Origin of the sequence: Microbacterium hominis NBRC 15708 (genome assembly GCF_001592125.1) — a bacterium.
Classification (GTDB): domain Bacteria; phylum Actinomycetota; class Actinomycetes; order Actinomycetales; family Microbacteriaceae; genus Microbacterium; species Microbacterium hominis.
The window spans coordinates 53,798-70,569 of the sequence record NZ_BCWI01000007.1 but is presented as its reverse complement, the minus strand read 5'-3'; the positions used below and the strand labels follow the sequence as shown (position 1 = coordinate 70,569).

Here is a 16,772-nt window from a genome sequence, read left to right as displayed (position 1 = left end):
GCACCGCCCGATGAGGCGGCTGTTGCTCGCGGTGCGCGCCGCCGCCTCGGGAGGGCGCTTCCTGAGCGTGTGGTCGCTCGTTCTCACGGCGCCCCTCTCGCTCACGATCATGGCCCCGGTCGGCGCGGGCGTCGACGTCGGAGCGGTCGCCCCGGCCACCGCCCTCACGACGGCGGGATTCGTGCTCGCGCTCGGCCTGCTCGCCGCGCTGGAGCGGCGCCTCCCCCGTCGCCGCGTCAGAGCGGTGTCGATCGTGGTGGGGATCGTCGTGTGCGCGGCGCTGCGTCCCGTCGTGCAGGATGCGTGGGCGAGCGCGCTGGGCCTGCCGGCGCCGGCCGCCGCGCAGCTGCCGTTCCGCATCGCGACGAACGTCGTGGTGTGGCCGGTCGTGCTGGCCGTCGTCGCGGTGCTCGAGAACGCGCTGCGCACCCTCCGGCGCACCAACGCGCTCCTGCGCGAGGTGGCCCATGAGCTGGCGGATGCGGGTGCGCGCGCCGCCCACGCCGACCGCGTCGCGCGGCGGGAGGTGGAGGCCGCGGCATCCGCGCTCACGGTCGCCGTCGAGCGGCTGGGCATGCACGACGGCACCGACCCGGTGCGCGAACTCGGCGCGGTCAGCTTCCGCGCCTGGAGCCATCGACTGCAGCATCTGGCGGACGAACCGCTCGCGCCCGGCGACGCCGTCACGGCGCCCGCCCCCGTCGGCCCCCCGGGGCGCGGCGGGCGTCGGCGACTTCCGCCGTTCCGGCTGCCGCCGCGCGGCGCGGTGACCGTCGTCTACATCGCCTGCACCCTGCCCTACGCGCTGCGCACGAGCACCCCGTCCGAGCTGGCGGTCGGACTCCTCGCCGTGGCGCTCGCGGGAGCGATCGTGGACGGGGTGTCGCGCCGACGCGCCCTGGCGCGCAGCGCGCACGCCGCCGCGGCGACCTACCTCGGCACGGCGGCCGGCGCCGGCGTGCTGCTCTCGCTGCTCGCCCTCGCGGACGGCCACCACGGAGTCGTCGCCGTGCTGCCGGCCGTCGACTACCTGGCCTTCTCCCTCGCCGGCGGACTGTGCGCCGGCGCGCTGCACGCGCTGCGACGCGAGCAGCGGCGACTGTCCGGCGCGGTCGCGCACGCGCAGCGCGCGACGAGGGAAGGGGCACGCCCGGTGCGCGAGGGGCTGCGCCGCACCGCCGAGCTGCTGCACCGCGAGGGCCAGGGCGCCTGCGTGCAGTTCGTGCTCGTGCATCCCGCGGCGACCCCGGACGAGATCGCCCTGCTGCAGCACCGGCTCGGCGACCTCCTGCACCGGATGCCGTCGACGTACGCCGCCGCGGACGGCGGGGCCGACGCCGCGGCGCTCGCCGCCCTCACCGACACGTGGGGGCGCGTGATCGACCTGGACGCGCGCGTCAGCCCGGCGGCGGCGACGGCGCTCGACCGGGATCCGTGGGCGGCGCGCGATGCGTACGACGTGGTCGCCGAGGGCCTCCTCAACGCGGTCAAGCACAGCGGGCAGAAGCGCGCTCGCGTTCTCCTCGATGTCGCCCCGACCGGCGCGGGGCCGCGGCTGCGCGTCGAGGTGCGCTCCTTCGGCACGGCGCCGGCGGGGGCCCAGCTGCGCCCCGCGTCGCACGTGCGTGATCTCGGCGCACGGCTGCGCGCCGAGGCGGGCGGAGCGGTGCTCGAGGCGGCGCTGCCGCTCGCCCCCGCCCCTCCTGTCGTGTCAGCCGAACATCGCGGAGAGGCGCCGACACCCGGGTCATAACGTCGTCATCGCGCCCCGACATCCGGTCGGGACCCGCCGATGAACGGAACCGACGTGAACGAGCTGCACACCCTCCTCCCCCTCGCCGTGGGGATGCTCCTGTCCCCCCTGCCGATCGTGGCCGTGGTGGCGATCCTCCTCTCCCCGCGCGGGCGAGCCTGCGCTCCGGTGTACACCGCAGCGTTCACGCTCGTCTCGATCGCGGTCGTCGGCCTCGGCGCCGCGGGCGCCGCCCGCGCATCGTCGGCGAACGGCGCCGACTCGCGGATCGTCTCGCTCGTGCTGGCCATCGTGCTGACCATCGGGTTCACGGTCTTCGCGATCGCGAGCTGGGCGGGACGCCCTTCGCACGGCCAGCCGGCCGTCGCACCGAAATGGCTGGCGGCGATCGATGGCGTCACCCCTCTGTCTGCGGTGGGCCTCGGGCTGGTCATGGCGATCACCAACACCAAGAACATCCCGCTGGCTCTGAAGGCGGGTGCCGTCATCGGCGAGGCGCACGTGACGCCCCTCATCGGCGTGATCCTCTGCCTCGCCGTCGCGATCACCGGCTCGCTGCTGCTGATCGTGCCCGCCCTGGTCGAGCTGACCGGCTCCGCACGCGTGCACCGTGGCCTGCAGGCACTGAAATCCCAGTTGATCGCCCACAACGCCGCCATGATGACAGTGCTGTTCGCGATCCTCGCGGCGAACGAGGCCGCACAGGTCATCCACCGCCTGGTCGCCTGACCGGCGTCCTCCCCTCTCCGCTTCCCGCGCATCCCCGAAAGAAGGCCGTCATGTCGAACACCATCGAGAACACCCCCACCGTCGCCTGCGTCGCGACCGCCCCCGCGGGCACCTTCCGCGGGCTGGTCCGCGAGGGCGTCCGCTCCTGGCGCGGCATCCGCTACGCCGAGGCACCCACAGGCGATCGCCGCTGGCGCGACCCGGTCGCCGCGGCGACCGCCGACGGCGAGGTCGACGCGACCGCGTTCGGCCCCGCCTGCCCGCAGGTGCGCACCCCGGCGATCGCCCTCGGCGACGATGCGGTGCTGGACGAGGACTGCCTCTCCCTCAACGTCTGGGCACCCGACACCGACACCGCCGCGGCGCGCCCCGTGATGGTGTGGATCCACGGCGGGGCCTACACCTTCGGCGCGTCGAGCCAGCAGATGTACGACGCGACGTCGATCGTCGACCGCGGTGACGTCGTCGTCGTGACCGTCAACTACCGGCTGGCCGCGTTCGGCTTCCTGGATCTGTCGGGCCTGTTGCCCGACGGCGGCTTCGACCGCAACCTCGCCCTGAAGGACGTGCTGCTCGCCCTGCGCTGGGTGCAGGGGAACATCGCCGCGTTCGGGGGCGACCCGGGTCGGGTCACCGTGTTCGGCGAGTCCGCCGGGGGCGGCCTGGTCACGACGCTGCTCGCGACACCGTCGGCGGCCGGGCTCTTCCACCGCGCCATCGCGCAGTCCTCCCCCGCCTCCAGCATGTACGGCGTGGACCGCGCCCGCGACGTCGCCGAGCGCTTCACCCGAGAGCTCGGCATCGACACCACGGATGCCGCGGCCGCCGCAGCCGCGCTGCGCGCGGCATCCGCCGACCGACTCGTCGCGGCGGGGATGGCCGTGTACGCGCAGGTGCCCGATGAGGCGCCCGGCACGCTGGCCTTCGCGCCCATCGTCGACGGCGAGCTGCTGCCGGAGGCGCCCGCCACCGTGCTCCACGAGGGTCGCGGCCTGCCCGTGCCGCTCATCATCGGCACCAACAAGGACGAGGCCTCGCTGTTCAAGTTCATGAAGTCGCCGCTCATCCCGATCACCGAGGAGCGCATCATGAAGATGTTCACCGACATGGCCGCCGACAACCCCACCGTCGAGCTGCCGTCGGTCGCGCAGGTGCAGACCGCCTACGAGAACGTGCGCCACAACATGGTGGGGCTGGGCGTCGCCCGCGACATCGGCTTCCGGATGCCCACCCTGTGGATCGCCGAGGGCCACAGCCGGGTCGCCGACGTCTGGCTGTACCGCTTCGACCACGCGACGCCCTTCCTCCGGCTGATCGGGCTGGGCGCCACCCACGGCAGCGAGCTGGCCTACCTCTGGGGCAGTTTCTCCAGCGGCCCCAAGGACCTCACGTTCCGTCTCGGCGGCAAGCGCTCCGGAGAGGAGATCTCCGTGCGGATGCAGGACCGCTGGACCGCCTTCGCCCACGGGCGCACCCCCGACGCCGAGGGCGTGCCCGGTGCGCCCCACTGGCCCGCCTACGCCACCGCATCGACCGACGCCGCGGACATCGCCCGCGCCACGCTGGTGATCGAGCGGCACGACAGCGTCGTCGACGACCTCGACGCGCCGCTGCGTGCGGCCTGGGGCGACCAGGTCCTCGACTTCCACTGATCCCCCGTCGCCCCGGCTTCGCCCCGCCCCACCCCCCTCGAGGAGCATCATGTCCGACACGTGCAGCGCCGCCGCACCCCTGAGCCGCACCCACCTTGCCCCCGCCATCGCCACGGCGGGTGCGACGATCACGCCCGCACGCCACGCCTCCGCGCACCCGGCCGCCGCGGCCGCCGACCTGCTGGTCGTGGGCCGCATCGCCACCGGCGACCCGGCCGCGCCGACGGCGGAGGCGATGGCGGTCGCCGGCGGGCGCATCGTCGGCATCGGCTCCCGCGCCGACCTCGACGCGCTCACCGGCCCCGCCACGACGACGCTCGCACCGGACGGTGTCGTGATCCCGGGCCTGATCGAGCCCCACGCGCACATCTGGGTGTCGCTGCTCACCCTCGACTGGACCGACGTGTCGCACAGCGCCTGCCCGCGCTTCGACGACGTCGTGGCCGCGCTCACCGCGGCCGCCGCCGCGACGCCCCCCGGGCAGTACGTCCTCGCGAAGCTCTTCGACCCGAGCCTGTACCCCGGCGAGCCCGTCCTGACGCGCGACATCCTCGACCGGGTCGCGACGGACCGCCCGGTGATCGTGCTGAACGCGTCGATGCACTTCGCCTACGCCAACAGCGCGGCACTGGATGCCGCCGGCATCACCGACGCCACGCCGCAACCCGTCGGCGGCACGCTCGAGAAGGTCGACGGTCGCCTCACCGGTGTGGTCGGCGAGTCCCCCGCGGTCACGATGCTGCTGGCGCGGCTGCCCCGGCCGACGAGCGAGGACATCGCCCGCGGCATCCGGCAGGTGCTCACCGCCTTCGCGAGCCGGGGCGTCACGTCGATGCGCGAGGCGATGACCGGCACGCTCGCCGGGGTGAGCGAGATCGCGATGCTGCACGCGCTCAACGGCGCCACCCGCCTGCCCGTGCGGGTGTCGACGGCCCAGTTCTCCGCACTCGCCGGCTGCGCGGGTCCGATCGAGGCCGCCGCCGCGTGGAAGGAGGCGGGGGTCACCCCCTTCAGCGGAGACGAGATGGTGCGCGCCGACGCCTGGAAGATCGTCGCCGACGGCTCCAACCAGGGCCGGTCGGGCTACTTCCTGCAGCCGTACCTGGGCGAGACCTCGGGCGGCCATGCGAACTGGACGCCGGAGAGCCTGCGCGAGGTGATGCGCGCCGGCCTCGACGACGGCTGGCAGCTGATGATCCACACGAACGGCGATGCGGCCGTGGAGTTCGCGCTGCGCGCCGCCGAGGAGCTGCTCCCCGGGCGCCGGGGCGACCTGCGCCACCGGTTCGAGCACGCGTCCGTGACGACCGACGATCAGCTCGTGCGCATGGCGGCCGCGGGCATCTCGCCGAGTTTCCTGATGGACCACGTCTACTACTGGGGTGCCGCCTTCCGCGACACGATCCTCGGACCCGACCGCGCGGCACGGCTCGACCGCCTCGCCTCCGCCGTGCGTGCGGGGCTGCGTCCGAGCCTGCACTCGGACTACAACGTCACCGAGGTGCACCCGCTGCACGCCGCCCAGACTGCCGTCCTGCGCCGCCTCGAAGCCGACGGAACGGTGCTCGCGCCCGAGGAGTGCGCCACGCCCGCCCAAGCGCTCGCCGCGATCACCGCGGATGCCGCCTGGCAGATCCACGCCGACGATCGCGGGAGCCTCCGCGCGGGCATGCGCGCGGACTTCGCGGTCGTGGACGCCGATCCGTGGACGAGCGATCCCGCCGGCTGGGACGACATCGCCGTCCACGCGACCTACATCGACGGCGTCCCGGCGTTCTCCGCCTGACCGCTCGCCGCCCACCCCCCTTCCCGCCTGTCCCCTTTCCTCGCCTCCCCCCTCTCCCGAAGGCCTCTCATGACCAGCACCCTGCCGACGTCCGTCGTGCGCTCCCCCTCCGTCCTCGCCGTCCCCCTGCTCGGCGTCCTCGCCGCCGTGCAGGGCTCGGCGCCGAACATCGCCGCGACCGCACTCGTCGGCGCCAGCCGCGGCCTCGACATGGTCGGCGGAGACCAGGCGCTCGCCGCCTCGATGCAGACTCTCGCGATCGCGGCATCCGTCATCACGACGGGCCTGCTCGCCGACCGCATCGGACGTCGGCGCATGCTCGTCGCCGCCCTCGTCACGGGGCTCGTGGGGCAGCTGATCGTCGCCGCCGCCCCGGTGCCGGCGGTCTACATCCTCGGGCAGGCCGTGTCCGGCGTCGGTCTGGGAGCGGTCTACGCGGCCGCCTTCGCCTACATCCAGGTGCTCGCGGCGCCGGGTCGCCTGCCCGCCGCGGTCGCGACGTTCGCGGCGTGTTCGGGTGCCGCGGGCGTCGTCTTCACGTTCTCGGGCGGGATGCTGGCCGGGGCCGACTGGCGGCTGGCGTTCCTGCTCGTGCCGCTCCTGTCCGCGCTCAGCATCCCCGCCGTGCTCGCCCTGCTGCCGGCCGTGGCTCCGAGCGTCACCGAGAAGCGCGACGTGTGGGGACAGATCGCCCTCATCACCGGCATGGTCGTGCTGCTGTTCGGCGTCTCCCAGCTCGCGTCCTCGCTGCGCAGCCCCCTCACCTGGGCGGCGATCGCACTGGGTGCGCTGCTTCTCGGCGCGTTCGTGTGGTCGCAGACGCGCGTCGCGCATCCGTTCTTCCCCGTCGCACTGTTTCGCCGGCCCTTGTTCCTCGCCGCGCTGTGCGCCGGGTTCGTGTTCAACGCGGGTGGGGCGGTCGCCTTCCTCCAGCTCTCGAACCTCTGGCAGTACGTCCTGGGGCTCACCCCCGGCACGGTGGCGGTGTGGCAGCTGCCGGTGTCGGTCACCTCGATCCTGGGCGCGATCGTGCTCGGGCGGCTCATGACCCGCGGGATGAGCCCGCAGACCTCCCTGCTCGTCGGCGGCGTGCTGTCGGCGGCCGGGTTCGGTGCGGCGTTCCTCGCCCGCGACGCCGCTTCACCGCTGGCGTTCGTCCCCGCCGGCATCCTCATCGCCCTCGGGATCACGGCCGCCGCGCTCCCCTACGGCACCCTCGTACTCAGCGAGGCGCCCGCCGAGTTCTACGGCCCGGTCACGAGCTCGCGCACCACCTTCGGTCAGCTCTTCTACTCGCTGGGAACGGCGCTGTCGACGGTCGTCGTCACGCAGCTCACGGTGGCCGGCATCACCTCGCGGCTGTCGTCATCGGGCATGTCGGATGCCGCCGTCCAGACCGCTCTGACGAGCGTCGGCGCCTACGCGAAGGACGGAACCCGTCCGGATGCCGCGGTGTTCGACGCCGCCCTCGGCGCCTACCGCGACGGCTTCGGCGCGCTCATGCTGGGCATGGCCGTCGTGGCCCTGGTGGTCAGCGTCGTCGGCGCCGCCCTGATCGCCCGCGCGCACCGCGGCCTCACCTCGGCGCGCTGAACGGCGGGTACCGGCGCCGCAGGATCAGGCGCTGCCCCAGGGTCCAGGCAGCGGTGGTCATCAGATAGACCGCCGCGGCGAGCGGCACGAACAGCGCGACCACGGCGGTGGCGAACTGCAGCGCACCGACGACCGGATGCACCGCAGCGGCGCCCGACCGCGCGTCCGCCGACGGCAGCAGCAGGCGCCGCGTGAGCTCGCCCACGACGGCGATCACGATGACGACCACACCGATCACGATCGCCGTCGCGGCATCCAGCTGCTGCGCGAGGACCGCGCCCACGAAGCTGCGTCCGAGCGGGACGCCCAGGAGCGTCTGATCGAGAAGCGGGTTGCCGTGTCCCGCGATCGAGGCGTGCAGGAAGGCGGCGTACACGAGGCCGACGACGGGAGCCTGCAGCACGAGCGGCAGGCATCCCGCGGAGGGCGACACCCCTTCCTCGCGGTAGAGCGCCATCGTCTCGCGTCGGAGACGGTCGGGGTCCGTCCGGTGCCGCTGCCGCAGCACCTGCAGACGGGGAGCGAGCCGCGAGCGGGCCTGGTCCGCCCGGGCCTGGGCGATCCCGACCGGGATGAGGAGCGTGCGCACGCCGAGAGTGATGAGCACGACGGAGAAGCCGGCCGCGAGCGATCCGGCGACAGGGGTGAGAAAAGCGATCACGGCCATGAGGCCGGTCGAGACGAGGTCGAGCAGGGCCGCCACCGGCGGCAGGGCGAAGAAGTCCACGGGGCATCCGTTCCAACGAGGCGATCAGAGTGGGCTGGTCGACCGCGAAGGGATGCCGAGGCGCGATGGCGCGCGCGGCGTGGCTAGGCGGCCGGTGCCGCCCGACTCGGACCGCGCCGCAGGACATGCCCCGGAGCGTCCGGATCGCTCTGCGCCAGCGGCGCAGCGAGCAGCCGCGACCGCGCCGACCGCACGCGCGTGGGCGATGCGCCCTCGAGGGTGGAGGCGGCGGTCGCAACGAGCGCGACGACGGCGAGCGTCGCGACCGCGACCGCCACGGCGCTCAGCGCGCCGATCTGCGCGACGTCCGGCGCGAGCATGCCGATGCCGGAGATGAGCTCCCGCACGACGGAACGGAGCGTGTCGATCATGGCCCGCCTCCTCCCGTCGGTGCTGCCCAGGGTAGCGGAGAGCACCCCGTCCACGCGCGGCGCGGGTCGCGCGCACCCGTTCACGAGGCGTTGCCGGGCGCCGAGTACACTCCCGGCGTGACCTCCCGCTCCACGCCCCGACGACCGTCGTCGACGAGCACTCCCCGATGAGCGCGTCGGGGGCGCTCGCACGACGGCTGGGCCTGATCGATGCGATCGCCATCGGTCTCGGATCGATGATCGGCGCGGGCGTCTTCGCCGCCTTCGCACCCGCGGCCGCGGCGGCCGGCGGCGGGCTCCTGATCGGTCTCGCGATCGCGGCGGTCGTCGCGTACGCGAACGCGACGTCGTCCGCTCAGCTCGCCGCGCAGTTCCCGACATCCGGTGGCACCTACGTGTACGGCCGGGAGATGATCGGCCCCTGGTCGGGCTTCTTCGCCGGCTGGTCGTTCGTCATCGGCAAGACCGCCAGCTGTGCCGCGATGGCGCTGACCTTCGCGTCGTATGCGGTGCCGGAGGCGTGGCAGCGGCCGGTCGCGGTCGCGGCCGTCATCGTGCTCGCGATCGTCAACACCTTCGGGGTGACGCGGACGGCCGGTCTCACCCGAGCGATCGTCGTCGTGGTGCTGTCGGTGCTCGTCCTCGTGGTGGTGGCCGCCGCGGCATCCGGCGCGGCGACGACGGCCAACCTGACCATCGGGCCCGGTGAGCATGGCTGGTACGGGATCCTCCAGTCGGCGGGGCTGCTCTTCTTCGCCTTCGCCGGTTACGCGCGCATCGCGACGATGGGCGAAGAGGTGCGCGATCCGCAGCGGACCATCCCGCGCGCGATCGTCATCGCGCTGGTCCTCGCCCTCATCGTCTACGTCGCGCTCGCCGTGGCGGCGCTCGCCACGCTCGGGCCCGAGCGGCTGGCCGCCTCCCCGGCGCCGCTGGCCGAGCTGGCCGCCGCGGGCGGCTGGACCTGGACCGGACCCGTCGTGCGGGTCGGCGCCGCCGCGGCATCCCTGGGCGCGCTGCTGGCTCTCGTGGCGGGCATCGGGCGCACCAGCCTCGCGATGGCCCGCGCGGGCGACCTGCCGCGGTGGCTGTCGGCGGTCCACCCGCGTTACGCCGTGCCGCACCGCGCCGAACTCGCCCTCGCCGCGGTCGTGAGCGTGCTGATCCTCACGACCGACCTCCGTGCGGCGATCGGGTTCTCCTCGTTCGGGGTGCTGCTGTACTACCTGATCGCGAACGTCGCGGCGTATCGGCAGGGTGCCGCGGCGCGGCGCTTCCCGCGCGCGCTGCAGATCGTCGGCGCGGTGGGCTGCGCCGTCCTCGTGGCGACGCTCCCCTGGCCCTCGATCGTCGGCGGCGCGGCGGTCGTGGCGGTCGGCGTCGGCTACCGGGCGCTGCGCCGCCGCGCGCGGGAGGGCGTCACGCCGCGCGCGTGACCAACGTCGGAGAACCGCGGGCGGGCGCACGAGATCCCGCGGTTTGGGGCGACGGCGCGGGCATTGTTCCGACGTTGTGCACCCGCGGAGAGTGCGACCGACGCGACGCGCGCGAGCTGGGCGCGAGATCCGGCGCTCACGGCTGCGGCGTCGTGATCGCGACCGGCGTCCCCCACCCGTAGTAGTGCTGCACGGTGGTGGTCTGGATGCCGCCGACGCTCGCGGTCGCCTGGACGCCGACCGGCACGTGCGCCGACGTCAGCCACACGACCATCTCCTGGACGTCGGCCCCCACGGCGGTGAAGGCGGCGTCGGACTGCAGCCGCCACGCGGGGACCTCGGTGTCGTCGGGAAGCGTGATGACGTCCTGATCGGTCTGCACCGTCCACGACGCAGATGCCGAGATGACGGCGGTGGTGGCCGACGGATCGGCGAAGGCCCGATAGGCCTGCCCCACGGTGCCCGCCAGCATCCGCTTCGGGTCGGTGCTGCTCGCGTCGCCCTCGACCCACACGCCGTCGATCGTGATCCACGCCGCATCGGGCGTGAGCACGAACGAGGTCGAGCCGTCCGCCCCCGTCACGGTTCCCGACATCGCAGGCGCGTCGCCGAAGACGAAATCCGCCTGCCCCGAGCTGCCGTCGGAGGCCGTGAACGTCTCGCGGCCGCTTCCCGCGGCACGCGAGAAGCCCACGACGCACGCGGCCAGATCGGAGCCCGCGACCGACGCCCCGGGCTTCAGCTCGACGGCGTCACACACCGCCGGAGCACCGACGGCGCCGGACACGGATGCGGACGTCCCCGGCGAGGACGTGGCCGCGCCGGCGGTCGTCGTGGGCGAGGCGGCGGGCGTCGTGACCCCCGCGGCGCACGACGTGAACGCGAGGGCTCCGGTGGCGGCGGCGAGGATCAACACGGCGGGGAGGGAACGTCGCATCCCTCGACTGTATGTCAGCACCCGCCCACCGCTGCGAGCCGGCCCGGCCATTTCACAGGCGTCGGGTGCTACAGTTGACCGTCCCGTATCTCGGGCACGCGTCCGTTCCGTCCCTCTCGATGCCGAGAGCCATCTCCTCGGACCGCCATCTACGACCAGCGGCATCCTTCGCCGCCCGCGCACCACTGTGATCGCGCGCTACAGAAACGATTCATGACCTTCCCTCCCACCTCGCCAGAGGTCCTCTGGCGCCAGGCCGACGCCGACGTCCACGTCGCCACGATCGCCGGTGAGTACGCCGGCTTCGTCGCCGACACACTCGCCGGAGCCCACGCGCACGGCGCGCGCGGCGAAGACCTCGGCATCCACACCAGCCCGCTGCTGGCTCGAGCCGCCGTGACCGCGGCGCTCTCGACCGCTCACAAGACCCCCACACGTCCGCGTCGCATTCGTCGACTCGGCACACCCGGCCGCCCCGGCGGCCCGAAAAACAGAAGGAAAGACACGATGGCCACTGGCACCGTGAAATGGTTCAACTCCGAGAAGGGCTACGGCTTCATCGCGCCGGACGACGGCTCCGCCGACCTGTTCGCGCACTTCTCCGCAATCGTCACCGACGGCTTCAAGGAGCTGCGCGAAGACCAGAAGGTGGAATTCGACGCCGAGCGTGGCCCCAAGGGCATGCAGGCCGCGAACATCCGCGCGCTCTGACCCAGACCGCGCGAGAGAGCCCGTCCCGACGATCGTCGGGGCGGGCTCTTCCCGTTCACGCGACGGACTTGACTCTCACACCGTGTCACGCGGGAGCATGACCTCATGGCCGAGACCACGGATCTCATGACGATCGGACAGTTCAGCTCGCTGAGCAGACTCTCCGTGCGCATGCTGCGTCACTACGACCTCCACGGAGTCCTCGTGCCCGCCGACGTCGACCGCGTGAGCGGGTACCGACGTTATGCGGCACGGCAGCTCCAGGATGCCGCTGACATCCGCAATCTGCGTGACGTCGGGTTCGGCGTCTCCGCCATCGGCATCCTCCTCGCCGCCCGCGACACCCCGGAATGGACGACGGCGCTGCGCCTGCAGCGCGAGTCCCTGCTCGAGGAACAGCGCGCGGCCCAGGGACGTGTCTCTCTCATCAACAGATTTCTCGACCACGGAGGAACACCCATGTCCATCACTGTCAGTCGCACCACCGTTCCCGCGATGACGCTCGCGTGCCTGCGCGGAACCGTGCCCACCTACGCCGACGAGGGCCAGCTCTGGGAGCGGATGATGCCCGCTCTCGGCGCGCAGTCGATCGCGCCGCTCGGTCCGTGCGGCGTGATCGAGCACGACGATCAGTACACCGAGCGCGACGTCGACCTCTCGGTCTTCGTCCCCGTCGCCCCCGGCACGCGTGTCGAGGCCCCGCTCGAGGTCGTCGAGCTTCCCGCGCGCGACTGCCTCGTCGCGCGCGTGGTCGGCCCCTACGATCAGATCACCGCCGCGCACGACCTGATCAACCAACGCATCGCCGCCGACGGGCTGCGTCCGCGCAGCGACGACGCGCTGGCTGCACGCGCGTTCAACATCTACCTGAACACGCCCGCCGAGGTGGGCCCGGCCGAGCTGATCACCGAGGTCTACGAACCGCTCGCCTGAGCGGGCGCGCCGTCGCCCGAGGGGCCACCAGCCTCCGTCGGATCGGTGACCCATCGGGCGATGGCCGCCTCGACCAGCCGCGCCACGCGCTCGGGCGGATACGCCTCGGGGTCGAGCACCGCCTGAGTGGCGATGCCCAGCATCGTGGCGTGCAGCTGCTCGGCGATCGCGGCCGCATCGTCCGGGTGGGGCGACGTCTCGTCGAGGACCGCCGCCACGAGGAGCGCGAGTCTGGCGCGGCTGTCGCGATAGCGCTGCGCGTGCGCGGCCGCACGGTCGGGCTCGGCGAGCGCGGCATCCCACGAACTCACCCAGATGCGCGTCGCCGACCGTGACGGCCGATCGAGCGGCAGCATGCCGCGCAGCGCCGCCCGCAGCGCCGATCGAGCACTCTCCGACGGCGATCCCGCATCCGCGGCCCGGCGCGCGGCGAGCAGGTCGAGTGCGTAATCGGTGAGTTCCTTCTTCGAGCGGAAGTAGTGCGTCACGGTTCCGGTCGTCGCACCCATCTCGGCGGCGACGACACGCAGGGAAAGCCCGACGAAACCGTCGCGGTCCAGCACGCGCCAGACGGCTTCGGCCACCTCCGCTTGACGGTCGCGGCGGGTCCGCTCGGCAGGAGGCATGGGTCTAGACTGCCCGACATAACGATCGTTATGGAAGGCGTCCATGTTTCATCGAGTCCTCTCCCCCTCCGCCGAGCTGCGACCTCTGGAGCTCTGGCACGCCGACGAGTTCGCCGCGCACATGGAGCGGGCGCGCGAGCACATCCGCCCCTGGGTGGGCGCCTCGTTCGTCACGGACACCGTCGAGGGCGCCCGCGCCACGCTGCACCGCTACGCAGCGAGTGCGGCCGATGACGGCGCGCGCCTGTTCGGCATCTGGGCGGACGGGCGGCTGGTCGGCGGCGTGATGTTCGTCGCCTTCAGCGCCGCCGCCGGCCACTGCGAGATCGGATGCTGGCTCGAGCCCGCGGCCGAGGGACGGGGACTCGTGACCGCGGCATCCCGGGTGCTCGTCGAGTATGCGCTGCGCGAGCGCGGCCTGAACCGCGTCGAGTGGCGCTGCCGGGCCGACAACGAGCGCAGCGCCGCGGTCGCGCGACGGCTGGGGATGACACTGGACGGTACCCTGCGCGGCGCCTGGCTCAACGGCGGGGTGTTCCACGACAAGCAGGTGTGGGCACTGGTGCGCGAGGACCTCGCCCCGGCGTGACCCCGCCCGCCGGGCATGTGCGGCCACCTCCGGAGCGCCGCGCTCGCCCGCGCTCGATCCGCGCAGGAGCGGGTCGTCAGCGGTCGTCGGCGACGATCTCGGCTTTGGCTCCCGCGGAGTCCTCCAGCCAGCCCGCGTAGTGATCCGGTCCGCCCAGCAGCCAGCCCCACTCGCGACGCACTCGCGGACGGTCTGCGACCCACAGTTCGACGTGATGAAAGCCCGGCACGGTCACAGTCTTCCAGCGAGCGACGCAGGCGGGACGCGGCGCGCGCGATCGGCGATCTGCTCGGCCAGCTCGACCTCGACGCCCTCGGGCGCGGCGTAGTCCACGTGGAGCGCACCCTCAGCCGGTGACCGGCCCGCTCGACGCGGCCGTGGTGCCCAGGTCAGCTGCCAGGATGCGGATGTGGGCGAGGATGCGGTCGCGAAGACCGCGGACGCCGTCGATGCCCCAGTTCTCGGGGTCGAGGAACTCCCATTCGACAAGCCGCCCGCTCACCGGTCCGGGGAGAGCAAGCCGGGGCTTCATGGTGACGACGATGTCCGCCGCGGCGAGGTCTGCGGCCGTGACGGCGCGCGGAACGGCCGCGCTCGTGTCGATGCCCAACTCGCCGAGGGCGTCGGCGATGACCGGGTTGATGTGCTCGGCGGGTGAGAGTCCTCCGCTGGTCGCGTTCACCTGCCCGGGGGCGATGTGAGCGAGGAGGTGTGCGCCGAGTTGGGATCGGCCGGCGTTGTGCTGGCAGATGAACAGGACGGTGGGTGGGGTGCTCACGCGAGGACTCCTGCGGGGGTGTGGGTGCGGGACCAGGCCTGAGTGGCGACGTGGACGGCGTCCCACGGGGAGCCGAGTGGGGGCGTGTAGGAGAGGTCGAGGTCTGAGATCTGTTCGACGGTGAGCCCGGCGAACAGGGCAGTGGCGTAGGTGTCGACGCGCTTGGCGGTTTCGGTGCCGAGGCGGCCGACCAGCTGCGCGCCGAGCAGCAGGCCGCTCTGGGCGTCGCCGGTGATCCGGATGCTGATGGGCTGCGCGCCCGGGTAGTAGCGCTTGTGATCGTCGGCGGCGACCTGCGTGGTCGCGGGACGGTAGCCGGCGGCGATGGCTTCGTCCTCGCGCAGGCCGGTGCGGGAGGCGACCAGGTCGAAGACTTTCACGACCTGGGTGCCGACGGATCCCGCGAATCGGGCGGTGCCGCCGAGCGCGTTCTCCCCGGCGACGCGGCCCTGCTTGTGGGCAGTGGTGCCGAGGGGCAGGTAGGTGAGCCCGAGGAGGCGGTGGTGAGTGATGACGCCGTCGCCGGCGGCGAAGACGTGTGGCAGGCCGGTGCGCATCTGCTCGTCGACGACGACGGCGCGGCCGGGCCCGAGGGTCGCGCCGGCCTGTTCGAGGAGGGTCGTGTTGGGGCGGACGCCGACGACGGCGAGGACCAGCTGCGCGGTGTGGGTGACGGGCTGCCCGTTGCGGGTGCCGCGGACGATGAGGCCTTCGGCGGTCTTCTCGACGGTGTGGACGGTGGTGCCGGTGTGCACGAGCACGTCGTGGTCTTCGAGTTCGGTGCGGACCAGCCCGGAAAGCTCGGGGTCGAGGGTGGAGAGGACTTCGGGTCCGCGCTGCAGGACCAGCACGTGCATGCCGCGTGCGGTGAACGCTTCGGCCATTTCGAGGCCGACGTAGCCGGCGCCGATGATGATCGCCGAGCCGGGATTCTGTTCCTCGAGTTGCCGTTGCAGGGCGAACGTGTCACCCATGGAGTGGATGACGTGCAGCCCGTCGTCGGGGCCGAGGGTGTCGAGGCCGGTGATGCCGGCGTGGGCCGGGAGGGCGCCGGTGCCGACGATCAGTTCGTCGTAGCTGAGCTGTTCCTCGCGGCCGTGCTGGTCGCGGATGCTCAACCGCTGCCCGGCGACGTCGATGCCGGTGGCCAGGGTGTCCAGGCGCAGGCGCATTCCGGTGGCTTCCAGCTCCGCGTGGGTGCGGTGCGCGAGGGACTGCCATGGCTTCACGTCGCCGGAGAAGAAGTACGGGATGCCGCAGATGGAGTAGTTCGGGTAGGCGTCCGCGACCACGACGGTGACCTCGACGGTCGGGTCGAGTTCGCGGGCGCGCAGCGCGGCGGAGATGCCGGCGTCGCTGCCGCCGATGGCGACGATGTGGGTCATGAGGCTTCCTTGGGGTCGGTGAGGGTACGAGTGACGGCGAGGTCGTCCGCAGTGACGGTGGCGCGCGGGAACAACAGCACCGCGAGGGCGACACCGATGCCGGCGCCGAACAGCTGCGCAGCCAGGAACGGGAGCACCGACGTCGGGGCGATGCCCGCGAAGGTGTCGGTGAAGATCCGGCCGATGGTCACGGCGGGGTTGGCGAACGAGGTGGAACTGGTGAACCAGTACGCGGCGCCGATGTAGGCCCCGACCGCCGCAGCGATCGTCGGGGCGGTGCGGCGCGCGCGGGCCAGGCCGAAGATCAGCAGCACCAGCCCGGCGGTCGCGACGATCTCCGCGAGGAACGTCCCCGCAGTGGCGCGGGCGGTGGTGGCGATGGAGGTCGGGATCTCGAACATGGCGTTGGCGAGCATCGCCCCCAGGATCGCCCCGGCGACCTGCGCGACGATGTAGAACACCGAGAGCGGCAACGGCATGCCGGTGCCGTGCCGACGATCGAGGAGGGTGTCAGCGAGGGAGACGACGGGGTTGAAGTGCGCGCCGGAGACCGGGCCGAGCAGCAGGATCAGCACCGCAAGGCCGAGCGCGGTCGCGATCGAGTTCTCCAACAGCTGCAGGCCCGAATCGGTTGAGAGCCGCGCGGCGGCGATCCCGGAGCCGACGACGACGGTCACCAGAAGCCCGGTGCCGAGGAGCTCGGCGCCGACGCGGCGCAGCAACGCGATCGTGTTCATGGGCTCCCTCATCTTGACGACACGACTAT

The 16,772-nt window shown here is 72.9% G+C and carries 17 protein-coding genes; 9 read left to right on the top strand and 8 right to left on the bottom strand.

Annotation, left to right across the window (positions count from 1 at the left end; translation table 11 throughout):
• Window positions 1–10: 10 nt before the first annotated feature.
• From MHO01S_RS07640 to MHO01S_RS07620, 5 genes are all read left to right on the top strand, one after another.
• Window positions 11–1,753 carry an ATP-binding protein gene (locus MHO01S_RS07640; RefSeq protein ID WP_061782098.1) on the top strand — a complete coding sequence of 581 codons (1,743 nt, stop codon included), beginning with the start codon at window positions 11–13 and terminating at the stop codon, window positions 1,751–1,753.
• A 39-nt stretch (window positions 1,754–1,792) separates the two neighbouring features.
• A complete protein-coding gene (locus tag MHO01S_RS07635) occupies window positions 1,793–2,482 on the top strand; it encodes a GAP family protein (protein ID WP_231735120.1) in 690 nt (229 codons plus the stop codon).
• Window positions 2,483–2,532: 50 nt separating this feature from the next.
• Complete coding sequence (locus tag MHO01S_RS07630; protein ID WP_061782097.1) at window positions 2,533–4,134, top strand: carboxylesterase/lipase family protein; 1,602 nt, start codon at window positions 2,533–2,535, stop codon at window positions 4,132–4,134.
• Between the two features lie 49 nt (window positions 4,135–4,183).
• Window positions 4,184–5,920, top strand: a complete 1,737-nt coding sequence (locus MHO01S_RS07625; RefSeq protein WP_061782096.1) for an amidohydrolase — start codon at window positions 4,184–4,186, stop codon at window positions 5,918–5,920.
• Window positions 5,921–5,989: 69 nt separating this feature from the next.
• The gene (locus MHO01S_RS07620; RefSeq protein WP_060960064.1) at window positions 5,990–7,513 is read left to right on the top strand and encodes an MFS transporter; all 1,524 of its coding nucleotides are present in this window, start codon (window positions 5,990–5,992) and stop codon (window positions 7,511–7,513) included.
• Here MHO01S_RS07620 and MHO01S_RS07615 read toward each other — a convergent pair.
• Window positions 7,497–8,240, bottom strand: coding sequence for a YidC/Oxa1 family membrane protein insertase (locus MHO01S_RS07615; protein ID WP_060960065.1), 744 nt, complete (start codon window positions 8,238–8,240; stop codon window positions 7,497–7,499). The two genes, MHO01S_RS07620 and MHO01S_RS07615, sit on opposite strands and share 17 nt — an antisense overlap.
• Window positions 8,241–8,323: 83 nt before the next feature.
• Window positions 8,324–8,611 (bottom strand): hypothetical protein, encoded by a 288-nt coding sequence (locus MHO01S_RS07610; protein ID WP_061782095.1) that lies wholly within the window; start codon window positions 8,609–8,611, stop codon window positions 8,324–8,326.
• Window positions 8,612–8,778: 167 nt separating this feature from the next.
• Between MHO01S_RS07610 and MHO01S_RS07605 the strand changes: the two genes are divergently transcribed.
• Window positions 8,779–10,047 (top strand): APC family permease, encoded by a 1,269-nt coding sequence (locus MHO01S_RS07605; RefSeq protein WP_061782094.1) that lies wholly within the window; start codon window positions 8,779–8,781, stop codon window positions 10,045–10,047.
• A gap of 136 nt (window positions 10,048–10,183) precedes the next feature.
• Here MHO01S_RS07605 and MHO01S_RS07600 read toward each other — a convergent pair whose 3' ends face one another.
• Complete coding sequence (locus MHO01S_RS07600) at window positions 10,184–10,984, bottom strand: hypothetical protein (RefSeq protein WP_061782093.1); 801 nt, start codon at window positions 10,982–10,984, stop codon at window positions 10,184–10,186.
• A 507-nt stretch (window positions 10,985–11,491) separates the two neighbouring features.
• Here MHO01S_RS07600 and MHO01S_RS07595 point away from each other — a divergent pair.
• Together MHO01S_RS07595 and MHO01S_RS07590 are read left to right on the top strand one after the other, a co-directional pair.
• Window positions 11,492–11,695 (top strand): cold-shock protein, encoded by a 204-nt coding sequence (locus tag MHO01S_RS07595; RefSeq protein ID WP_060960125.1) that lies wholly within the window; start codon window positions 11,492–11,494, stop codon window positions 11,693–11,695.
• Between the two features lie 105 nt (window positions 11,696–11,800).
• On the top strand, window positions 11,801–12,628 hold the full coding sequence (locus MHO01S_RS07590) for a MerR family transcriptional regulator (RefSeq protein ID WP_060960069.1): 828 nt from the start codon (window positions 11,801–11,803) through the stop codon (window positions 12,626–12,628).
• Here the strand turns inward: MHO01S_RS07590 and MHO01S_RS07585 are convergent.
• Window positions 12,610–13,254: a TetR family transcriptional regulator C-terminal domain-containing protein gene (locus MHO01S_RS07585; protein ID WP_060960070.1), complete on the bottom strand. Its 645-nt coding sequence runs from the start codon at window positions 13,252–13,254 to the stop codon at window positions 12,610–12,612. The two genes, MHO01S_RS07590 and MHO01S_RS07585, sit on opposite strands and share 19 nt — an antisense overlap.
• A gap of 43 nt (window positions 13,255–13,297) precedes the next feature.
• Between MHO01S_RS07585 and MHO01S_RS07580 the strand changes: the two genes are divergently transcribed.
• Complete coding sequence (locus tag MHO01S_RS07580) at window positions 13,298–13,843, top strand: GNAT family N-acetyltransferase (protein WP_060960071.1); 546 nt, start codon at window positions 13,298–13,300, stop codon at window positions 13,841–13,843.
• A gap of 76 nt (window positions 13,844–13,919) precedes the next feature.
• Here MHO01S_RS07580 and MHO01S_RS16790 read toward each other — a convergent pair whose 3' ends face one another.
• The 4 genes from MHO01S_RS16790 to MHO01S_RS07565 all read right to left on the bottom strand — a co-directional run bounded on the left by MHO01S_RS16790 (window position 13,920) and on the right by MHO01S_RS07565 (window position 16,743).
• Window positions 13,920–14,072, bottom strand: coding sequence for a hypothetical protein (locus MHO01S_RS16790; protein ID WP_197425773.1), 153 nt, complete (start codon window positions 14,070–14,072; stop codon window positions 13,920–13,922).
• A gap of 117 nt (window positions 14,073–14,189) precedes the next feature.
• Window positions 14,190–14,621 carry an arsenate-mycothiol transferase ArsC gene (locus tag MHO01S_RS07575; protein ID WP_060960072.1) on the bottom strand — a complete coding sequence of 144 codons (432 nt, stop codon included), beginning with the start codon at window positions 14,619–14,621 and terminating at the stop codon, window positions 14,190–14,192.
• The gene (locus tag MHO01S_RS07570) at window positions 14,618–16,006 is read right to left on the bottom strand and encodes an FAD-dependent oxidoreductase (RefSeq protein ID WP_060960073.1); all 1,389 of its coding nucleotides are present in this window, start codon (window positions 16,004–16,006) and stop codon (window positions 14,618–14,620) included. Before MHO01S_RS07570 ends, MHO01S_RS07575 begins: the two co-directional genes overlap by 4 nt.
• Window positions 16,003–16,743: an aquaporin gene (locus tag MHO01S_RS07565; protein WP_060960074.1), complete on the bottom strand. Its 741-nt coding sequence runs from the start codon at window positions 16,741–16,743 to the stop codon at window positions 16,003–16,005. The genes MHO01S_RS07570 and MHO01S_RS07565 overlap by 4 nt, the downstream gene beginning before the upstream one ends.
• Window positions 16,744–16,772 lie beyond the last annotated feature (29 nt).